This is a genomic window from Brevibacillus centrosporus, from assembly GCF_046622605.1.
In the GTDB taxonomy this organism is placed as follows: Bacteria; Bacillota; Bacilli; order Brevibacillales; family Brevibacillaceae; genus Brevibacillus; species Brevibacillus centrosporus.
On sequence record NZ_CP176856.1, the window covers coordinates 3,164,292 to 3,184,023 of the forward strand.

Annotated in this window: 20 protein-coding genes and 1 pseudogene; 2 read left to right on the plus strand and 19 right to left on the minus strand. The window is 48.7% G+C overall.

Features of this window, described 5'->3' with window-relative positions:
- Positions 1 to 28: 28 nt before the first annotated feature.
- The 7 genes from ACLIN2_RS15960 to ACLIN2_RS15990 all read right to left on the minus strand — a co-directional run bounded on the left by ACLIN2_RS15960 (position 29) and on the right by ACLIN2_RS15990 (position 6,042).
- Positions 29 to 796 (minus strand): cyclase family protein, encoded by a 768-nt coding sequence (locus tag ACLIN2_RS15960; protein WP_411501536.1) that lies wholly within the window; start codon positions 794 to 796, stop codon positions 29 to 31.
- Positions 797 to 813: 17 nt separating this feature from the next.
- Positions 814 to 1,311 carry a (2Fe-2S)-binding protein gene (locus ACLIN2_RS15965; protein ID WP_092276586.1) on the minus strand — a complete coding sequence of 166 codons (498 nt, stop codon included), beginning with the start codon at positions 1,309 to 1,311 and terminating at the stop codon, positions 814 to 816.
- Positions 1,312 to 1,346: 35 nt separating this feature from the next.
- Positions 1,347 to 2,192 carry an FAD binding domain-containing protein gene (locus ACLIN2_RS15970; RefSeq protein ID WP_092276583.1) on the minus strand — a complete coding sequence of 282 codons (846 nt, stop codon included), beginning with the start codon at positions 2,190 to 2,192 and terminating at the stop codon, positions 1,347 to 1,349.
- 30 nt (positions 2,193 to 2,222) lie between these two features.
- Positions 2,223 to 3,434: a LeuA family protein gene (locus ACLIN2_RS15975; RefSeq protein WP_092276709.1), complete on the minus strand. Its 1,212-nt coding sequence runs from the start codon at positions 3,432 to 3,434 to the stop codon at positions 2,223 to 2,225.
- Positions 3,435 to 3,541: 107 nt separating this feature from the next.
- Positions 3,542 to 4,219 (minus strand): GntR family transcriptional regulator, encoded by a 678-nt coding sequence (locus tag ACLIN2_RS15980; RefSeq protein WP_400586346.1) that lies wholly within the window; start codon positions 4,217 to 4,219, stop codon positions 3,542 to 3,544.
- Positions 4,220 to 4,385: 166 nt separating this feature from the next.
- Complete coding sequence (locus tag ACLIN2_RS15985; protein ID WP_092276576.1) at positions 4,386 to 5,129, minus strand: SDR family NAD(P)-dependent oxidoreductase; 744 nt, start codon at positions 5,127 to 5,129, stop codon at positions 4,386 to 4,388.
- Between the two features lie 31 nt (positions 5,130 to 5,160).
- Complete coding sequence (locus ACLIN2_RS15990; protein WP_092276573.1) at positions 5,161 to 6,042, minus strand: DMT family transporter; 882 nt, start codon at positions 6,040 to 6,042, stop codon at positions 5,161 to 5,163.
- 130 nt (positions 6,043 to 6,172) lie between these two features.
- On the opposite strand from ACLIN2_RS15990, the gene ACLIN2_RS15995 reads away from it, so the two are divergent.
- Complete coding sequence (locus tag ACLIN2_RS15995; RefSeq protein ID WP_411501537.1) at positions 6,173 to 7,042, plus strand: LysR family transcriptional regulator; 870 nt, start codon at positions 6,173 to 6,175, stop codon at positions 7,040 to 7,042.
- Positions 7,043 to 7,522: 480 nt separating this feature from the next.
- On the opposite strand, the gene katG is transcribed toward ACLIN2_RS15995, so the two are convergent.
- The gene (gene katG, locus ACLIN2_RS16000) at positions 7,523 to 9,709 is read right to left on the minus strand and encodes a catalase/peroxidase HPI (protein WP_092276567.1); all 2,187 of its coding nucleotides are present in this window, start codon (positions 9,707 to 9,709) and stop codon (positions 7,523 to 7,525) included.
- Positions 9,710 to 10,027: 318 nt separating this feature from the next.
- Between katG and ACLIN2_RS16005 the strand changes: the two genes are divergently transcribed.
- Positions 10,028 to 10,210, plus strand: coding sequence for a hypothetical protein (locus ACLIN2_RS16005; protein WP_092276564.1), 183 nt, complete (start codon positions 10,028 to 10,030; stop codon positions 10,208 to 10,210).
- 98 nt (positions 10,211 to 10,308) lie between these two features.
- Here ACLIN2_RS16005 and ACLIN2_RS16010 read toward each other — a convergent pair whose 3' ends face one another.
- The 11 genes and pseudogenes from ACLIN2_RS16010 to ACLIN2_RS16060 form a co-directional block, all read right to left on the minus strand.
- Positions 10,309 to 11,244, minus strand: coding sequence for a D-alanine--D-alanine ligase (locus ACLIN2_RS16010; protein ID WP_400586331.1), 936 nt, complete (start codon positions 11,242 to 11,244; stop codon positions 10,309 to 10,311).
- Positions 11,245 to 11,265: 21 nt separating this feature from the next.
- A complete protein-coding gene (locus ACLIN2_RS16015; protein ID WP_400586329.1) occupies positions 11,266 to 12,756 on the minus strand; it encodes a PLP-dependent aminotransferase family protein in 1,491 nt (496 codons plus the stop codon).
- 158 nt (positions 12,757 to 12,914) lie between these two features.
- A complete protein-coding gene (locus tag ACLIN2_RS16020) occupies positions 12,915 to 13,418 on the minus strand; it encodes a CcdC protein domain-containing protein (protein ID WP_122960402.1) in 504 nt (167 codons plus the stop codon).
- A gap of 59 nt (positions 13,419 to 13,477) precedes the next feature.
- Positions 13,478 to 14,257, minus strand: a complete 780-nt coding sequence (locus tag ACLIN2_RS16025) for an ABC transporter permease (RefSeq protein WP_411501538.1) — start codon at positions 14,255 to 14,257, stop codon at positions 13,478 to 13,480.
- Positions 14,254 to 14,973 carry an ABC transporter ATP-binding protein gene (locus ACLIN2_RS16030; protein ID WP_411501539.1) on the minus strand — a complete coding sequence of 240 codons (720 nt, stop codon included), beginning with the start codon at positions 14,971 to 14,973 and terminating at the stop codon, positions 14,254 to 14,256. Before ACLIN2_RS16030 ends, ACLIN2_RS16025 begins: the two co-directional genes overlap by 4 nt.
- The gene (locus ACLIN2_RS16035; protein WP_092276546.1) at positions 14,970 to 15,374 is read right to left on the minus strand and encodes a GntR family transcriptional regulator; all 405 of its coding nucleotides are present in this window, start codon (positions 15,372 to 15,374) and stop codon (positions 14,970 to 14,972) included. Before ACLIN2_RS16035 ends, ACLIN2_RS16030 begins: the two co-directional genes overlap by 4 nt.
- 246 nt (positions 15,375 to 15,620) lie before the next feature.
- Positions 15,621 to 15,857, minus strand: a complete 237-nt coding sequence (locus ACLIN2_RS16040; protein WP_411501540.1) for a hypothetical protein — start codon at positions 15,855 to 15,857, stop codon at positions 15,621 to 15,623.
- Between the two features lie 420 nt (positions 15,858 to 16,277).
- Positions 16,278 to 17,387: a hypothetical protein gene (locus ACLIN2_RS16045; RefSeq protein ID WP_411501541.1), complete on the minus strand. Its 1,110-nt coding sequence runs from the start codon at positions 17,385 to 17,387 to the stop codon at positions 16,278 to 16,280.
- Between the two features lie 34 nt (positions 17,388 to 17,421).
- On the minus strand, positions 17,422 to 18,420 hold the full coding sequence (locus ACLIN2_RS16050) for a Nif3-like dinuclear metal center hexameric protein (protein ID WP_411501542.1): 999 nt from the start codon (positions 18,418 to 18,420) through the stop codon (positions 17,422 to 17,424).
- Positions 18,421 to 18,552: 132 nt separating this feature from the next.
- The gene (locus ACLIN2_RS16055; RefSeq protein ID WP_092276537.1) at positions 18,553 to 18,930 is read right to left on the minus strand and encodes a Na-translocating system protein MpsC family protein; all 378 of its coding nucleotides are present in this window, start codon (positions 18,928 to 18,930) and stop codon (positions 18,553 to 18,555) included.
- 171 nt (positions 18,931 to 19,101) lie between these two features.
- Positions 19,102 to 19,731: pseudogene (locus ACLIN2_RS16060) on the minus strand (formate/nitrite transporter family protein); the annotation flags it as partial.
- Position 19,732: the final 1 nt, after the last annotated feature.

A 19,732-nucleotide genomic window follows, 5' to 3' on the forward strand; every position in this document is an offset into this window, starting at 1 on the left:
CCGATTCCTTTCTTCATAGTATTGAGAGCTACTCTTCATTTACGATTGCAACTGCCCTGCACCAAGCACCGGATGCATTCGCGATTTTTACAGGCAGGGCAGAGACCGTAAAACCGTAGGGACGAGGAAGGTGATCCAAATTTGCCAGTTTTTCAATTTGAATGTACTCGCGCTTTCTGCCATACATATGTGCTGGCCATAGCAGACCTTTGTCTTTCCCCGCTTTTATGTCCTCTGCCATGTATTTCACGGATCGATCCAATCCCCAAGCATCAATGCCAATGCATTTGATTCCTTGTTGGACCAGCCAATCCGTCCCTTCTTCACCGAGCCCTGGCTGGCTATCGACGTAGCGCGATGTGCCCCAAAGTTTATCCGTACCCGTATGTAGGAGAACGATATCCCCTTTTCTCAGCGTGTAGGAGATTTTTTCGAGCGCTGTTTTAAGATCGGAGACGGTGATCTCTTCCCCTGCTTGTTTGTGTCTGACATCTATGACTACCCCCGGACCATAGCACCACTCAAGCGGAACCTGATCGATGGTTTTCGCAGGTTTTCCCTCAGTCGTAGGGCCGAAATGCCACGGAGCATCCACATGTGTACCGGAATGGGTGGTCGCCTCGACGATCTCATTTGCTAGCCCCATGGAATCCGGAAAATCTGTAGGATCTACTTTTGCAAGTGCGGAAAGACGTCGTGCACCAGCTGCATGATCAAAATGGATAATTTTCGGTGGATACGGCTCACTCGCGTAGTTTTCCAGCGGTAAGCTCAAGTCAATGATTTCAAAGGACATACCGTCACCTTCCTCGTCTACGATTTAGCAGCGTTCGCTTCTCTGATCTGTTTACCAGCTGACGTCACGGCATCAATAATCCGGTAGTATCCGGCACAGCGGCAAAGATTTCCCGCCAATGCTTCCCGGATGTCCGCTTCACATGGGTCATTATTTTCCTGGAGCAATGCTTTTGCTGACATAATCATTCCCGGGATACAATATCCGCACTGAACCGCTCCCTTTTCAATAAATGCCTCTTGCACGGGATCCAGCTCACCGTCCTGCACTAGCCCTTCGATGGTTTTCAGCTCACAGCCATTGATCTCAGGCGCCAATACGATGCAGGAGGTTACTGCTTTTTCATTGAGAATAACGGTGCATGCCCCACACTCGCCTTCTTCGCAGCACAATTTGGTGCCAGTTAAATCAAGCTGATCCCGCAGCACTTGTGCCAATGTATGATACGGCTTGACCTCGATCGTCTTTCTTTCCCCATTCAGTGAAAAATGAATCTCTATGAGGTCCGTACTCATTGCATCACTTCCCGACGATTAGTTTAAATCTTGTTTTATTTCTGAATTCTTTCTCGGCAGATATGGATAGCCTTGCGTGTGAAAGTCTTGATCATCGCGAGGCGATATTCGCGGCTTGCACGCAAATCAGAGATTGGATTCGCTTGTTTTACCGCTTCGTCCAAAGCCGCATCTAGGTTTACTGGCTCATCCCTGGCCATTTTCTCAGCGGCATGCGCCCGAAATGGCACTGGCGCTACTGCCCCAAGTCCGATTCTCACCTCTCCAGACAGAGCGACTAATGCTGCAGCTCCTACGATGGTTAAGTCTGCTCCATCTCTGCGTGACGATTTCAAGTAGCAGGAACCAGAATTCGCAGGAGGAGTAGGTACGAAAATGCTTTCTACTATCTCTCCCTGTTGCAGATCAGTTTTTCCCGGCCCTTTCATGAATGCTTCTACAGGCACGGTTCTGCGGTCTTTCTTGCTGACAATATGGATCACTGCATTGTAAATCAGAAGAGCCGGAATCGCATCCGCTGCAGGAGAGGCGTTGCACAGATTACCAACCAGGGTCCCTTTGTTTCGGATCTGCGTGGAACCAATTTTGTTGACCGCCTCGGCAAGCGCAGGGAACATCTCGCGCACTACGCTATGTTTCTCAATGGCAGAGAGGGTAGTGAGTGCTCCGATCGTAATCCCATCCTGGCAAAAGGTGAGCTCATGATTCAGCTCCCTAACGCTTTTGAGACTGATTACTTTGTTCGGAGTACGTTTTCCGATGCGTATATGATTCACCAGGTCTGTGCCGCCAGCCAAGAGTGCGGCCGTATTTCCGCCTTCCTCTAGCATTTCAAGAAGTTCTACCAAGCTATCGGGTTCACTGTAAGAAAATTCAATCATCGACAATCCTCCCGTGACACTACCCAATAATCACTGTAACACCGGGTATTTTTTAACGAGCTGAACAAATTCCTCGTCTGTTAAAATTCTTTTCTTCTCGATTCCCATGTTTTTCACATCTGTGAGAAGCTGCTTCTTTGCTTCCTCGTCGAGTGTCACTTGCAGCTCTTGCAGACGAACATTGATTGATGTCATTCCACTCTTCTTACCCAATACCAATTTTGCTTGTCGTCCCAGATATCCGGGATTTAACGCAAACATGGCAAGTGGATGCTTGAGCAGGGTATCTGCCCCGATACCCGATTCTCGGGTGAAATTGGCAGTGCCTACAATGGGCTTGTTTACAGCGAGCGGGAAATTCGTATAGTGCTCAACTAACTCAGATAATCCCATTAATTTTGGAATATCTATCCCAATATCTTTGCCGTACAGCATTTGAATGCCAGCAGCCACTTCTTCCAATGCGGCGTTTCCTGTGCGCTCGCCCATGCCATTCACACAACAATGGACAACCTCTGCACCTGCTGCTACCGCTCTGAGCGAGTTGGCAACGGCTAAGCCAAAGTCGTTGTGTGTATGGATCTCTACCGGAAGCCCACCCGTCGTCTCCTTCACGAATTTCACCATATATTCTGTTGCTTCTGGCAAAATGCAGCCCATCGTATCGACAATACCTACGGAGTCTGGCAACGCTTCGGCCGTAACTTCTGTTAACAATTTTTCGAAATCTGCCTCGTCTGCTCTCGTCGTATCGTAAGGAAAAAAGACGGTATACAGCCCCAGCTCTTTTGCTTTTTTTATGGCAGTAATGCTAGATTCGATTACGCGGTCTACGGACCAGTTGAATTGCAGATCCAATTTGGGTTTGCCAATCGGCAATTCGATGATGACCCCATCGACTCCGCACTCCAAACACATGTGGATATCCTCTTCTTTTGCTCGGACAAAGCCGAAGATTTTCGAGTCCAAGCCCAGCTTTTTAATATCCGCAATCGCTTTTCGATCTTGCTCCGAAACGGCAGGCATTCCCGCTTCGATCCGATGGACTCCCGCCTCTCCTAGTCTCCTGGCAATTTCCACCTTCTCCTCCGGCTTTAGCACAACACCCGCTGTCTGTTCCCCATCTCGCAGAGTCGCGTCATGAAGCTCCACTTTGTGTGGGATATGAAACTGCTTCGTTACCTCTTCCTTAAAATTGAAATGACTAACCCACCAATTTTCGTTTTTCCAGCTGCTCGTCATGATCTTCTCCATCCCTTTCCTTTCTAATTTATGTGAAAATAGGACCCTCATCGAAAATGAGAAGTGCTATCCACTGGCGAATGTAACCGCTCACATGAAGAGACATTTTATCCCTTCGTTTCCTTCGAGATCGTTTCGAACAACTTTGCTGTTTTCAATTTGTGCGCTCTCACCAATTGCTCTGTTTTCACTCCGTCTTTTGCTTCGATTGCTTCAATAATCGCATCATGCTCGGCTACAGCATCATGCATTCTCTCCGGGTGAAAGGCAAAGATCGCCTTCGTCCAATGCCCCTCCCACAGATTGAAAATCATATCAAAGAGAGTCGGATATTGAGCATTTTGATACATGAATCGATGAAAATCTTTGTTTGCTTGACCAAAGCGTTCGTCATCTGCTTCGTTCGCATATTGTCTCATTTGTTCGTTCATTGCCTTCAGCTGCTCTATTTTATCGGGATCAAGATGGGCGATCGCTTCTCTTGCCGCCAACCCCTCCAGTACAGCGCGAATATCGTAAATTTCCTTTATTTTTGTAGAACTGAACGTCTTTACTTGTGCCCCTTTATGCGGGAAAAACTCGACCAAGCCTTCCGTTTCCAATCGCTTGAGACCTTCTCGCACAGGAATGATGGAGATGTTTAGCTCAGCTGCGATCTTCGTGATGTTGATGCTCTCACCCATTGCCAGCTCGCCGTCTATAATTTTTTGTTTCAGTACCTTGTGGACGATATCTGATTTCGTTGTGTAAACGTTTGCTTCATTTTCTTGAACCAATGATTTCACCTCGATTTATCCGTTTCGTATACTATATATCATATATGATTTTCGGTCAATAAATTCTGAATATTTGTTTATCTATTTTTTTCTTCCGATTTTCTTGGTCCAATTCGTGCGATTTCCACCGTCTAAACAGAAGAAAACCGCCCTTTTTATAGGACGGCTTTTTGATTTAACTTCCCATCTGCCCGCAATCAGCTGTGATGATTTGACCTGTCATCGCTTCTTGCTCCAACACGGCACAAATCAGCTTGGCGATATCCTCTGGCGTTGCGATCCTCTGCAGTAACAGATGACCAGCCAGCTGCTTCATCCTCTCTTCCTGACCTGCCCACCATCTCGTAGCGACTGCCCCTGGGGCAACGCTGCAAACTCTAATTTCCGGGGCAAGAGCATGAGCGAGCGATTTTGTCAGCCCATGCACCGCAGCCTTGGAAACGGCATACGGAAGCGATGATCCTGTTCCGGTCAGACCAGCGATGCTCCCCACATTCACGATAGCTCCGCGTTTCTTTTTCTTCATATAAGGTGCTACCGCTCTCGCACAAAAAAACATTCCTTTGACATTGACATCGTAAAGCTCATCCCACACTTCGGACGTCTGCGCTTCCAGGTCATCCATTGGGATGTGGCGCGTGATACTTGCGTTGTTTACCAACAAATTGACTGTTCCGAACTGCTCTACAATCGTGTCTACCATTTGCCTTACTTCCTTGTCGTTGGATACGTCGGCTTTTACACAAATCGCTTTGCCGCCTTCTTTTTTAATCAGCTGCACAGTCTCTTTCGCCTCTTCCTCAGAACGGGAATAGTTCACAGCGACGAGTGCCCCCTGCTGGGCCAGTATCAAGCTTGTTGCCCTGCCGATTCCGGTACCACCGCCTGTAACTAGCGCTACTTGGTTCTTCAAGCTCATATTCGATCACTCCATGACCATTTTAATTTGATTACGCTATCTTTTTCGATGACGCCGCGACCAGTCGATTCCCTTCCCAATTGACCAAGAAAATACCGATGCCGACCAATAAACCACCCGCGCCGACGTACCATTCCACGCGCTCACCGAGTAAAAGCCAGCTGGTGAACACCCCGAAAAGCGGCACGAGAAAAAGAAAGGAGCTCGTTTTCCCAGGATCGCCGCGGTGAAGCAGATAAAACCAGAGTGTAAACTGGACAATCGAGCACATGACCGCGAGCCAGAGCACGACTGCAACAGATGTGACTGTGACCGTAAAAAAAAGTTGTTCGGTGACAAAGCTCATGAGGAGCAACGCGATTCCGCCAGCCAGCATTTGATACGCAGCCAGCACGTTTAAGTCAAAGTTCGGAGACCACCGTTTGATAAAAAGAGTCGCCGAAGCAAAGCTGACTGCACCCGCGAGACTAATGAACGTGCCTGGCTGCATACCGAGATGAAATCCAAGTGCAATCGCCACGCCAACGAAACCGATTGCCACACCAAACCACTGGCGTACCCGGTAAACCGCTCCGGCGACAAGTGTTCCCATGATGATCACGAACAACGGACTCGAGGTGGTTAGGATGGCGGACTCGCTTGATGTAATCCAGCGCATGCTGAAAAATGCGCAGCCCATCACGCCAGCGGACTGAAACAGACCGATGATGGCTGCCTGAAGCCACTGCATTTTGCCCATGGGCTGCTTTCTTTTGTAGCAGAGAAGGGCAAGCAATCCTCCTGCCAGCACAAAACGAATGCCCATCAAAAGGAACGGTGGTGCATACGAAAGGCCGAGCTTGCCAACAGGAAATGCAATTCCCATCAAAAACGTTGTCACGATAATCAGACAGGCATACTTGAGCTTGTGCATGATGACATCCCCTTTGCGCGAAATACTCATATGGCATATTGTAAGGGAGTCTTGGTTTTACGTATAATGATCATAACAGATACTAACCATCACTCATTCTGATATCAATATGAAAAGGAGGAAATCTCCAATGGAGAGCGGGGATCTTCGTATATTTCAAATGGTAGCCCGAGAAGGCTCCATTACGAAAGCTGCTTCAAGGCTTGGCTATGTCCAATCGAATGTCACCGCACGTATTCAGCAGCTAGAGTCAGAACTTGGCACCGTACTGTTTTTTCGCCATAACCGCGGTATGACTCTCTCCTCAAGCGGGATAACGCTGCTTGCTTATACTGATAAAATTGTCGGTATGCTCGACGAGGCGACTAAAGCACTCACCTCCACCAGTGAGCCTAGTGGACCCTTGATGATCGGATCCACACAGACTGCGGCCGCTGTTAGGCTGCCTAAGCTGTTTGCAGCCTACTACGAGCAATTCCCGAATGTTTTGCTCTCGCTGACTACTGGTCACACGCAGTTTTTAATGGAAAAAGTGTTGCACTACGAGCTGGACGGAGCCTTTATCGGCTGCGAGTGCGAGCACCCGGAGCTACAGTCCATTCCGGCCTTTGATGAGGAGCTTGTCATCGCTTCCGCAACCGCCATTACCGACCTCGATGAAGCACTTGCCCGACCAAGCCTCGTCTATGGCCACGGTTGTACGTATCGGGAAGTCCTCGAGCGTTTTCTACATACGCGTGGCTTTATCTCCCCTGTCATCATGGAATTCGGGACTATCGAGGCGATAATCGGCGGCGTCTCCGCTGGGCTCGGTATTTCTCTGCTCCCACGGACCGTGACCTCTAGACCTGAGGCGGAGGGGATCATCCGTACCCATGAGATTCCCGATTCTTTGCGCCATATGAAAACCGAATTCATCATGCGTAAAGATTCTTTTATCAGCAATGCCCTGCGTGCATTCATCGAAATGCGATTTGATAACAATGCGGCAGATACTTAAACGATAAAAAGCTATCTTCCTTGCGAAGGTAGCTTTTATCCTAATTTTACTGTTTTATTTTATTTGCCACTTTGCTATTCGTGATTGTGTATTCGCACTTCGCGTACGATTCGCACTTTCGGAGAACAAATCACTACGGAATACTTCCTTTCCCTCGAATATTTTCTCTTCTCGTTAGAAGTCTAATAGATTAGGTACGGAGGCTTTTCCTATCGTTTTTTACTTTTGCACTAAACTCTTAGTTCCCAAGAAACGAAACTTTCAAACCAGCTTTCATATAGTAACACGTTCTATTTTTATCCGTCATTTTATCAGGACTTTTTTATCGTGACAAAAGTACCAGTTTTCACATTTCTGCCAAAATTTCTTCCTTTACTCTTTCCATTTGACAGGAATAATAATTGCGCACACAAAAAAAGAACAGTATTTTTCTAGCAAATACTGTTCTTTGCTCTCGCTATAGATTTCCCTATTTTCCTTTTATCGCTTCAAGTCGAAACGATCTGCATTCATCACCTTAACCCAAGCGGCGACAAAGTCACGTACAAACTTCTCTTTGTTGTCGTCCTGCGCGTAAACTTCCGCAATGGCACGCAGAACAGAGTTGGAACCGAACACGAGGTCGACAGCAGTCGCGGTACGCACGAGCTCACCTGTTTTGCGATCACGCCCTTCAAATACGCCCTCGTCTACAGGCTTCCATTGAATCCCCATATCAAGCAGGTTCACAAAGAAGTCGTTCGTGAGTGTTCCTACTCGCTCCGTGAATACACCGTGTTTGGTGCCAGCGTGGTTGGTACCGAGAACGCGCATACCACCTACGAGCACAGTCATTTCTGGTGCCGTAAGGTTTAGCAGCTGTGCCTTATCAACGAGGAGCTCAGCTGGACTTACGCGATATTGCTTCTTCTGATAGTTCCGGAAACCGTCCGCGACTGGCTCAAGTACGGAAAAGTTTTCCACGTCGGTTTGTTCTTCGGTTGCATCGCCACGTCCAGGGACAAATGGAACCTCTACATCAAAGCCTGCCTCTTGCGCAGCTTTTTCAACTGCAGCACTGCCCCCGAGTACAATCAGATCTGCCAGGCTGACCTTTTTGCCAAAGTCCTCCTGAATTACGCTGAGAATCGTCAGCACTTTTTCCAGCTGTTTTGGCTCATTTACGTCCCACTCCTTCTGTGGAGCAAGGCGAATGCGAGCACCATTGGCGCCGCCGCGCATATCCGAGCCACGGAAGGTGCTGGCAGAAGCCCAAGCCGTTTTTACCAGCTCGCTAATGGTAAGTCCCGAGTCCAGGATCCGTGTTTTCAGCTCTGCTACATCTGCATCCGTTAATTCATAATCAGCTGCGGGTACAGGATCTTGCCAAATAAATTCTTCTGCTGGCACCTCTGGGCCCAGATACCTTGCGCGAGGCCCCATGTCGCGGTGAGTAAGCTTGAACCATGCACGCGCAAAGACATCGGCAAACTCTTCTGGATTTTCATAAAAGCGTCGAGATATCTTTTCATATTCCGGATCCACGCGCAATGCCATATCCGCAGTGGTCATCATCGTCGGAACCCGAACAGATGCATCCTCGGCATCTGGTGCGAGATGCTCCTCAGCAGGATTTACAGGAGCCCACTGATGTGCACCAGCCGGACTCTTGGTAAGCTCCCATTCATAGCCAAACAGGTTTTCAAAAAATCCATTGTCCCACTGAGTCGGATTCGCCGTCCAAGCCCCTTCAATACCGCTGGTGATGGAGTCGCGGCCTTTTCCGGAACCATGTGCGCTCAGCCATCCTAAGCCCATTGCTTCCACAGGGGCTGCTTCCGGCTCTGGACCTACCAGTGCTGCATCTCCTGCGCCGTGTGCCTTGCCAAACGTATGGCCGCCAGCGACGAGGGCAACGGTTTCTTCATCGTTCATTCCCATGCGTTTGAAGGTTTCACGAATGTCGCGTGCACTGGCGAGCGGATCTGGATTGCCGTTTGGACCTTCCGGGTTCACATAGATGAGACCCATCTGTACAGCTGCAAGCGGATTCTCCAGGTCACGATCGCCGGTGTAGCGCTTATCATCGAGCCATACCTTTTCAGCACCCCAGTAAATATCTTCTTCTGGATGCCATACGTCTGCACGACCTCCACCGAAGCCAATCGTTTTCCCACCCATGGATTCAATAGCAGCATTCCCTGCTAGAATGAGCAAGTCTGCCCAAGAGATTTTGTTGCCGTACTTTTGTTTTATGGGCCAAAGCAGCCTGCGGGCTTTATCAAGGTTACCGTTATCTGGCCAGCTGTTCAGTGGAGCAAAACGCTGTGTTCCCGTTCCACCACCACCGCGGCCGTCACCCGTACGATATGTACCAGCCGAGTGCCAGGCCATACGGATAAACAGTGGGCCGTAATGTCCGTAGTCGGCAGGCCACCAATCCTGGCTGTTCGTCATGAGATCATACAAGTCTTGCTTGAGAGCCTGGTAGTCCAACTTTTGGAATTCTTCTGCATAATCGAAGTCTTCGCCCATTGGATTCGTCTTTCTGTCATGCTGATGCAGGATGTTCAAGTTCAACTGGTTGGGCCACCAGTGTTTATTCGATGTAGCACTCGGATGGTGACTCGTCGTGCTACCATGCGAAAACGGGCACTTTCCAGTGTTAGCTGTTGCCATAGAGTCCATTTTTTCCTCTCCCGTCATTTAAATTAAGTATTAAATAATAATACTTCTAAATAAGTTATATAGCAATTTACATGAGAAATCAACATATATTTAGCTTGTTTCTATTTTTGATTCATGCGGGCATGATGAGATAGATGAGCACGTTTATCTTCAGATGCTATGCTTATCCTAAAGTATGCTTGGGACAAGTGGATTATGATCTTGTCCCTCCTTTCGCCCGCACTTTCCTCGTAGTAAACAAATCTAGTACAAATGGGAAAAGATCTTGGTTTCATTGGCCATAATACCTATGTTGAAAAAAATGTAAGGAGGACTACGATGAAACAGGATCAACAAGCAAATCATAGTGTTGACTCTATTTTGGAACCAGATTTTGCAGGAACAGATGCACAAAAAGTAAAACAAGAGATTCAAAATGATCTGCAGGCAGGAATAGGCGCAATGACCTCTCGTGAAGCAGGAGCTATGCGCGATGAGGAGGCGCCAAATACGATGGAGTGATCCGAGAGCATATGAATTCAAGAGACAAAAAAAAGCAGCGACGCCTTGGAATTTGTTAGTCCCTCCTCGGATGTCGCTGCTTTGCGTTCGTCTTTAGGCTATTCTTTAAACGCTCCCCATTCCTTCATTCGCTCATGGAGGGAGAGAGCAATAAGTCGATCAAGCAGCTGGGTATAGGGTATACCTGCTGCAGCTGCGCTTTTTGGCAATAGGCTGTTGGCGGTCATTCCTGGCAAGGTGTTCACTTCCAGCACAATCGGTTCGTCCTGATACAGGATGATATCGACTCTAGCGTAGACCTTGCAATGAAGCAGACGGTAGCTGGCAAGTGCAGCCTCACGTACACGCTGTTCGATAGTCGGCGGAAGCGAAATGACCTTTTCCTCGGCACCGCCTGCTTCGTATTTTGCGTGGTAATCAAACCATTCCGAATGCATAGAGCGAATTCCGATGATTGGCAATAATTCGCCGTCCAGAATCGGGCAGGTAATCTCAGCTCCCTTCAAATGAGGCTCGATCAGGATCGCCTCGCCCATGCTGCAAGCTTTCTGAACAGCAGGCAGCAGCTCTTTTTCCTCTTTCACAAGCTGGATGCCGATGCTAGATCCCCCACTATTCGGTTTCACGATGACTGGGTAGCCAAGCTGCACTACCGCCTGCGGATCGTAATCGTCGATGCCCTGCCAATAGAGGCCCATAGGCGTTTGCACACCTGCTGTCTTTAGCAGCATCTTGGTCATATGCTTATTCATGCACAAGCTGCTGGCGAGGACACCACTTCCTGTATAAGGAATTCCCAGTGTCTCCAGTGCTCCCTGCACCGTACCGTCCTCACCAAACTGACCATGCAGCGCCAATAGTGCAAAATCGATCCCTGCTTGCTGAACCTGTGTAAGGAAATCCTTTCGTTTTTCAATCAGAATCGGAATCACTTCATATTGACTGCGATCCAATTGATTGATCATTTCTGTTCCTGTCTGTACAGACACCTCACGCTCAGAGGAAATACCGCCCATTATAACGCCAATTCTCATTTTTACACCTCATTATTCTTATCATGTATTCTTGCTGACTGAGAGCAAGTGGCGTGCCTGCCTGCCGATTATTTGAATACCCCGCTCGATGTTTTCATCTGTGACTCGAGAAAAACCTAGCCGCAATGTATTCGTTCCTTCTCCTTCTCGAATAAAAAATCGGTCTCCCGGTGTAAAAATAACGCCTTGTTTGGAACAACCTTCAAGAAGCTGACATGTATCTATGCTTTTGGGAAAGGTGAGAAATACATGCAAGCCGCCATCGCCAGACAGCTGCGCCCAAGGAAGATGCTTATCACAGCATGCTTTTGTCAGCTCGTATTTGCGCTTATACTCCGCACGTACTTTTTTTACGTACTTATCGAATTTACCATTTAGCAAATATTGGTACAGGATCGATTGATCAACGGTTGACGTATGGATGTTGCGTGCCCGCTTTATGCTTTCCAACGCATCGATCAGGGTTCGATCTCCCAACACCCAGCCCACACGTAAGCCAGGGAACAGCACCTTGGAGAAGCTGCCAATATAGATGACCCCATTTCCGTGCCCGGCGGTCGCGATTAGTGGCGCAACATGGGCTCCCGAGTAGCGGAGTTCTTCATTGAATCCATCCTCGATCACAGGAATCTGATAGCGCTTCATGAGTCTCATCACGCAGCTGCGCTTTGCAGGTGACATAACGATGCCTGTTGGATTGTGGTACGAAGGGGTTAAATAAGCAAGATCGAAGCTGTTCGTCTGCTTTTGCAACACCTTTTCCAGATGGTCGATACTGATCCCATCAGCCTCCATTGGAATGCCGGTAATCTCAAACCCTTGCAGCTTCAAGTTGTTGATCGCAGTAGGATGGGTCGGATTTTCACAGATTGCGGTCCCACGTCGTGCAGAAGGACGAAGTGCAGCCAGCACAATGTCGAAGCCTTCTGTAAATCCGCTCGTAATCAGCATATCCTTGCCGCAAAGATCGACTCCCTTGTTTTCCATGTAGTGCATTAAGTAATCAATCAGTGGCTTATAGCCCTTGGCATAGCCATAGTTGAGCAGCACCTGTCCTTCGATTGCCATTCGATCTAAAAAAGCACGCTTTACGTCCCCAAGATCAAATAACTGCTCATCCGGAGCTATGCTTGTAAAGGAGATGGTTCCTTTTTTGGCGCGAATGCCTTTCTTCATCAAATCCAGCTCTTCCGCCAATAAAGCGTACTCGTTCATTCGTTCCTTCCAATCGATCTGCAGGGAGTCGAGACTGTCGGCTCTTTCGTGCTCTTTCGTCATGGCTGCCACAAAACTGCCTTTGCCGGGTATCGCATACGTATAGCCGTCATCCTCAAGCCCTTCATAGGCTGTAATGACTGTATTGCGGCTTACCCTCAGCAGACTGCTCATTTCTCGTGTGGAGGGCAGCTTTTGATCTGCTTGCAGCGCCCCTTTTATGATTAAACGTTTGACGTATTCTTTCACTTGTATCGCGACCGGCCGGTCATCGACGAGCCTGAAATCCTGGAACATCCTTCATCGCCCCCCTTCATAATGATGGCACGCAAGGCGAAAGAATAAAAGAACCACCGTCTTGGATTTTTCATCCTCAGGTGGCTCCTTCATATTTATGGGGAGATTTTCACTTCTCACCAAGTGGGCAGCCAGTCGTGGCAACCCGCTAGCCCTCTCTATATCCTCTGTCCGACGTGGCTTGAAACGGTTTTCGTAAACTTGATGTAGCTTCCGATTCTCCAGATGCCGACGTAAAGGGCTCCCATACACATCATGAGAACAGAAAATTCCACTACATCAATGGATTTGAAGTACTGAGTCAGCAATAGGCGAATAGCCACAATCGCGATCAATATATATTTGAGATTCCGGTTGGGCTTCGGGTAGATCAACCCATCTTCCCTTCTCTCGTACTCCGTTTGCGTCAGCATCACGACCCCGAAGATGACTCCAAGGAGAATAGCGATGAGCAGCTCCCACACTGCCGGCATATGAAACGTTTTCCCTGGAATGTGCATGAGCTGGTACAACCCCAAAGGAACTCCCACAAGCATCACGGCAAGCGGGACCAATATTCCGTAGCCTTTTCCCTTTATGGGTTTTTTCCCTCGTCTGGACTTTAGCCATATTCCCAAGCCGACTATTAACACAACAATTACAATAGGAATAAAGGATTGCATGACATCTCTGTCCTTTCCTCATTAGTTTGATGTTTACGTTTTTTACTTTCCTTCTGCTCTTAAATGGACAGCTTTCGTTCGAGCAGATAGGCCGCTATGCGAATGAAAAGATAAGCGATAACCCAGCTGATCACCATGCCTATCAGCACTGCCCCAAGGTGGGGAATCAAAGGTCCTGGCTGAGCACTGAAAAAGCGCTGCGCCATATGATAGCTGGGCAAAAAGGTTTGGAACCCGTTGTAGAAAGTACTCAAGCCGCCGATAATGCCGATCCAGAGAATGGGACTGAAAACGCGCAAGGTCGTGTAATGAAAGGTGGCCAGCAAAAGACTTAGGGAAAGAATGATCGGGCTGAAACCAATGACTATTCCCAGCAATGGCAGCCCTGCCAGCATGGTCACCCACACGTCCTCAGCTGAATATCCTCCCACCAGCAAAGTGAGGATTCCAGCAAACAGCGAGATCACCACATATACCACGCAGGATACTGCAACTGTTCGCAGCCAGGCAGCGAAAAATTTGGCACCTATCAGACTCAGCCGTGAGTAAGGCAAAGTCAGCCACCATCCAAATGTTCCATTCTCCCACTCTCTTCTCAGCAGCAAAACGCCCATAACCACGAGCATGTAAGGGAACCCGATCGCGACACCCCACAGCTGATGCAGCTCGAGCTGGCCGTTGATCGCAAAATACGTGGCTACTCCGATGCCGGCGAGAGCAAGAAGGGCAAAGTACAGCAACCGTCCGTACCGATGAGTATGTGAGCGGTCCAGCCGCCTTCTGCTTCCTTTCAGCTTCCACTCATGATGGACGAGCTTCCTAAACGTTCGCCAATTCATCGACTCCACTCCCTTTTGTAAAACGTCCTGAATACGTCGTGGAGAGATCCGTATTGTCCCCGCAGCTCCTCCGATTCGCCTGACCAGATTGCCTTTCCTTGATCCATGAGAACGATATAATCGAACAGTCCTTCCACTTCCTGAATGTCGTGTGTGCTGATCAGGATCGACACCTCCCGATCCTCCAAATAATCGATCATCCCTGAAATAATCGCTTCTCTGGAGATGAAATCAATCCCGGCAAATGGTTCATCCAAAATGATGAGTGGAACCTCGCGAGCCATGCAGAGAATCAGCATCACCCTTGCCTCCTGCCCTTTGCTCATGCCAGCCAGACTCATCTCCAAATCGACGTCCATATACGCGGCGAACGTCTTGGCTGCTTCCAGATCAAAGCCCGGCAAAAAAGAGGCACCCCATTCGAACGCTTGCAAGGCCGTATGCCGCGGATACCAGCGTGCACGATCGGGCAAATAACCGATGTGCCGGTTTGTCTGCCAGCCAGGCGGCTGCCCCAGCACGCGAAGCTCTCCTTCATCGGGAGCAATCAAGCCCGTGATGGCCCGAAACAAAGTGGATTTACCACAACCGTTCGGACCAAGTACACCGACGATTTTTCCTGCGGGGATACTCAGATCAAGGTGGTTCAGCGCGTATTTTTTACCATATCGCTTCGAAAGTTGATCACATTGGACAATAGGCTGTATCACCATCATCTGGTTCCCCCCGTTTCGTTCGGATACTTCTTGCTCAAATAGCCCTGAATTTCTGATAAAGATATTCCCAAACTCGCCATCTGCTCCAAAAAAGAATCCATGTACTTCGATGCCAGCTCTGTCCGGAACAGCTGCACTCTCTCAGCTGACGAAGTAACGTATGTTCCTTGTCCTCTGCGTTTTTCCGTCAACCCGTCACGTTCCAGCTCCTGATAGGCCCTCATTACCGTATTTGGATTCACCCGAAGCTCTAGGGCAAGCTCGCGTACGGATGGCATTTTTGCTCCCAATTCGATTTCTCCTTTTGCAATGGCGCTTCGTACTTGATCCAGGATTTGCTCATACAACGGCTGGCTAAAATCAATCTTGAACCGCAATGAGCCAATCTTTTGTTCCTCCATGGGCTTTCCTCCTGCCCTTTCCTGCGTATGTAGTGTATTATATCACTTAATACACCTAACACAAGGGGTACTCCACACCATTTATTATTTACCAGCTTTCCCTCCCTCCATTTCTGCTACGGGTCCGAGCTTAACAAAAAGTGCATGGAGAAGAAGCGGAAGCGTTTCGTCGAACGAAAGATGGCAAACAAAAAAAGAAACCGCAATAAAGCGCCTTCTTTTGCTTCCGATGCCCCGATGCCATTCTCACCGCAAGCGGTGCTTGTCCAATTTGTATTTCAACAGCTGCTTGGAAATCCCGAGCCTCCTAGCTGTTTCCGCGATTTTCCCCGTGCTCGTCCGCCACTCTATCTCGATCAGCGATTTCTCGTAATCATCCACGGCTTCCTTCAAGGAAAGCTCCGGGTACTGGTGAAAGTGCCGTCTCCACTCCACCATTTGTTCATAGCTATCCCCTAATTTCTGATGCAGGTTTGCTATCAATTGAAATGCCTCCTCTCCAGTCTGTTTGCTTCTTCGGTGACGATCGCAACTGCTCGTATTTCCTTCCTAGCAAACATCCCCCTTAAAAAGCACATTGTGTGAATCATCAAGCTTTTCAAAAGCAATTCTCGTGCCATCGTTAATATAGTCAGCCACTCTTAAACCATCCGTGCCGATCAGCCGACTTTACTAGCCAGAGGGGGAAGTTTTTATCCCCATTTCGTAAAAAATTTTTTACGTCTTGCTCTGCTTTTCGCATCCCGAATGCAGTTAAAATTTCTAAAGATCATCCTCACTAAACGAAAAAAGGAGCTGCCCGAAGGCAACTCCTTACAAATTTGCAAGCATGATCTCTTAGAAATGAGGACGCAACTTATCTACCACCATCAATTCTCCCGCGAACTCCCTAAAATGCTCTATTTAAACCAGCAACGGTGTCAATCCAAACGCAAAGATCACTACGGTCACAATGCGCATCCCCATCCCTACCAAAGCAGCAGACAAAGCCTCTCGGGGAGTAAGATCAGAGTTGGCAGACCAAATCGCAGGGATCTGCCCTAACACGTCGGAGAGTGGAAGACCAGAGGCCGCCAGCACGAAAGCTCCTACCACCAATCTTGGGTCCATTGTTGCAGCAACTTCCTTTAGCTGAGCCATGGCGAGTGTCGGAGAAGCCAAGATTGCCGTAATCCCCGTCTTCGGATCTACCCCAATCAAGCTGAGCCCTGATGAAAGCGCACCTTCAATCCATTTCCACGCCCCTGCGTAATCTAGCAAGCCGATGATCCCAAAGATTACGGCAGCTGCAGGAATGACCAGAAGAAACAGCAGCTCCGCACCCTCCTTAGCCCCATTGAAAAGAGTGGTGAAAAAGGGTGTACTTGGAGTGAACGAGGGAAGATCACGAAGCGGTACTGACTTCGTATCCCGATAGATCGTCTTGCTGAGCACAAAAGGCACGACAACAAGTGGGGCGAAAATGGCAAGAAACACGATGGGAAATGCCTCGATCCCAGCTATGGACAAGCAGATGAGACCGAGCATAAAACAGGAAAACGACTGCTGCGACTGCACCATAGTGGCGATGGCGATCTTTTGTTCATCTTTGGTTGCGCCTGCTCGCTTCAAGATGGGACCGCCTATCCGACCAGCCGCGTTGATATCCCCGAGAATATTATAGATACCTGGAATCACGACGGACGGGTTTACTCGGATCCGCTCCGTTATAGGCACAAAGATTCGCATCAAGGCATCGGTAAAGCCTAACCGCTCTAGCATTCGCCCCGTCATTACACTGAGGATGATCGCCACGCCAACCGTCCCCATCAAAAACACGTCGACTACAATCGGCTTCACTTTGTTTAACATCGCGGTAAACGCATCACCTAGTACACTCGGCTGAAAGATTAAGAGTACCGTGACGGCTACTACCAATCCCAGTCCTACCCATTCGATGGGGCTCCATGCTCTTTTCTGTGCTGCCTGCTGCAGTGTATAAACACTATCCAGCTGCTCCTGTGGTTTTGCCATATTCCTCTTCCCCCTTATTCTGCTCGCTCGTTTCCTACACGTTCACTTTTTTGACCAGATAGTTGTCGGCCATCCGCTCTGCATATTCCCGGATTCGCTTGCTTCCCATTTCTCTTAGCGGAATGGATGTCACCCGCTCTCGGAACACCACCACCTCCACGTCGGGAAGGAGCTTCTCGAGCGCATACGCAAGAGGAAGACCGTTTTCTAAAATTTCCAGCACATGGCAGTTTCCTATGACAAACTGAAGTCCTAAACGCTTCGCCTCTTGAACCAGTTCACTGTCGCTTCTTACTCGGCTAATGGAAGCAAGCACGGTGTCAATCTCCGGAAACTGCTCTTTTGCCTGTCGCAAATGCGCTGGGGAAAACCCTGTGTGTGGGAAGATGTGCAGCACGTGTTTGACGGGACTCTCTCGACTGCCCAGTACGATACGCCCTTGCGTGACAAGTGTAGCCTCCATCACCGACGAGCTCCCCCGAATCTCGCGCTCCATCTTCAGCAGCTCTCCTTCCTCTTCCAAGCCCATAAACGAGTGAAGGCGATCAAGGATATGGCCCATCTCTTTAATCTCAGGCAACACCGTACCGACAAACAAAACATTTCCTTCTACACCGCCGTAATGAATGTCGGCATACCTCACCTGATGGCCGTGCAAAAAGGCTATGCCTGGGTGAAGTCCGTGAAAGGCTTCATGAAGCTCCAGCACCGCAAGCCCAGAGAGACCCAGGTAGTTTTTTAGCGTCACTCCACCCGAACTGGCTGCATCTGCGATCGGGTGATGTGCCACAATGGCATCTACACCGGTGGCGGCCGCAAGTTCAATGTCGTGCTCAGAGAGCGTCATCGCAACAGCCAGTTTCTTCACTTGGCGCATTGGGTCGCCCCAAACGAGGCCAGGCTTCTCTAGCACCTTTTTCCCTTGAATCCCAGAATCCTTCCAAATGGAAAAGGAATGCATCGGATTGGAGTCGTTTACCCTCCCTCCTGAAAGTATGTCTAGTGCGAGAACTACATCCGAAATGGTTGTCATTTTGGTTTCCTCCCTCTATGAAATAAAAATAGCCGCCAGTACCAAACAAACAGGATAGGGAATAACCCCGAACCCCTGTTCATTTGCGTACTGACGGCCGTCCTGCACTCATTCCTGAGATCATTCTACCAGTCAGCTTTGCTTTTGGAGGTACATCTCCACATTCTGCTCGAGCACGACTACGGTTGCCGAGAGCTCGGTTTCCGGGTCGTAATCCTTGAGAATGGAGACCACCTTGATTTCGTATTTTGTTTCTAGGCGTCCCTTCAACAGCGCTTTGAATTCGTCGATCAGGAGAATATCCATCATTCGCGTGAGTTCCCGATTTTTCTCGTCGACCGAGCGAATAGCCGGGACTCGTCGATGGTACGTCATGAATAAGATCCGATCCCCAACAAAATCGACGCGAAGCCGTTTGACCCCGATTTGAAACAGTTGCAAATTCACTTCGTTGTAGACCTTGGTCAATTCTTGCTTTAACTGTCCTGCACTGAGTACAAGCGGATTCATTTGACCGCACCCCGTATGCTGCTAGTTTCAGAAAGTTATTCATAACTATAATGGACAGCCGAAAACTTGTCAATATTATGACAAGAAATAATATTCTGAATTAAGTGGTGGATGACAAAAGGAAACCCACCTGACTACAAGCTGCCAGGTGGGTGTATGGATCACACAGAATCACTTGTTTCTGAGCTGTCGATGCATGATCAATTTTGTTGTTTCCTTTCGGGCAGCGCTGGCTCGGAGTTTGCTTTGTTCCGTTCCTTTTATGTAGGCAATGTAGTAAAGAAAGGCTACAAATATCCCCCCACCAACAGCATTTCCTAGGAAAACAGGGACAAAATGGCTGAACTAGTCTCCCCAAGTGGCATGTCCTGCGAAGATGGCTGCTGGGATGATGAACATGTTGGCGACTACGTTCTGAAACCCAATGGCCACAAAAGCCATGATAGGAAACCAGATACCAAGGATTTTCCCGCCGATATCCTCTGCTGCATAGGACAGCCAAACACCTAATGCAACCAGCCAGTTGCAGACAATCCCCGACCAAAATGCTTGTACAAAGCTCTCGTGCAGCTTGCCATCAGCCAGTGCCAGCGTCTTTGTCAAGAATGGTTCTTCCGTGATTAACCCCGCAACATGTCCGAAAAAATAGGCAACGAATACGGCTCCAGCTAAATTACTGACTGTGACCCAAAACCAATTTTTCAGCAGAAGCCCAAATGAAACTCTCCCCTCAAACATCGCCAGGGTTACTGACATCATGTTACCGGTAAGTAGTTCTCCGCCCGCAATCACAACCAGCATT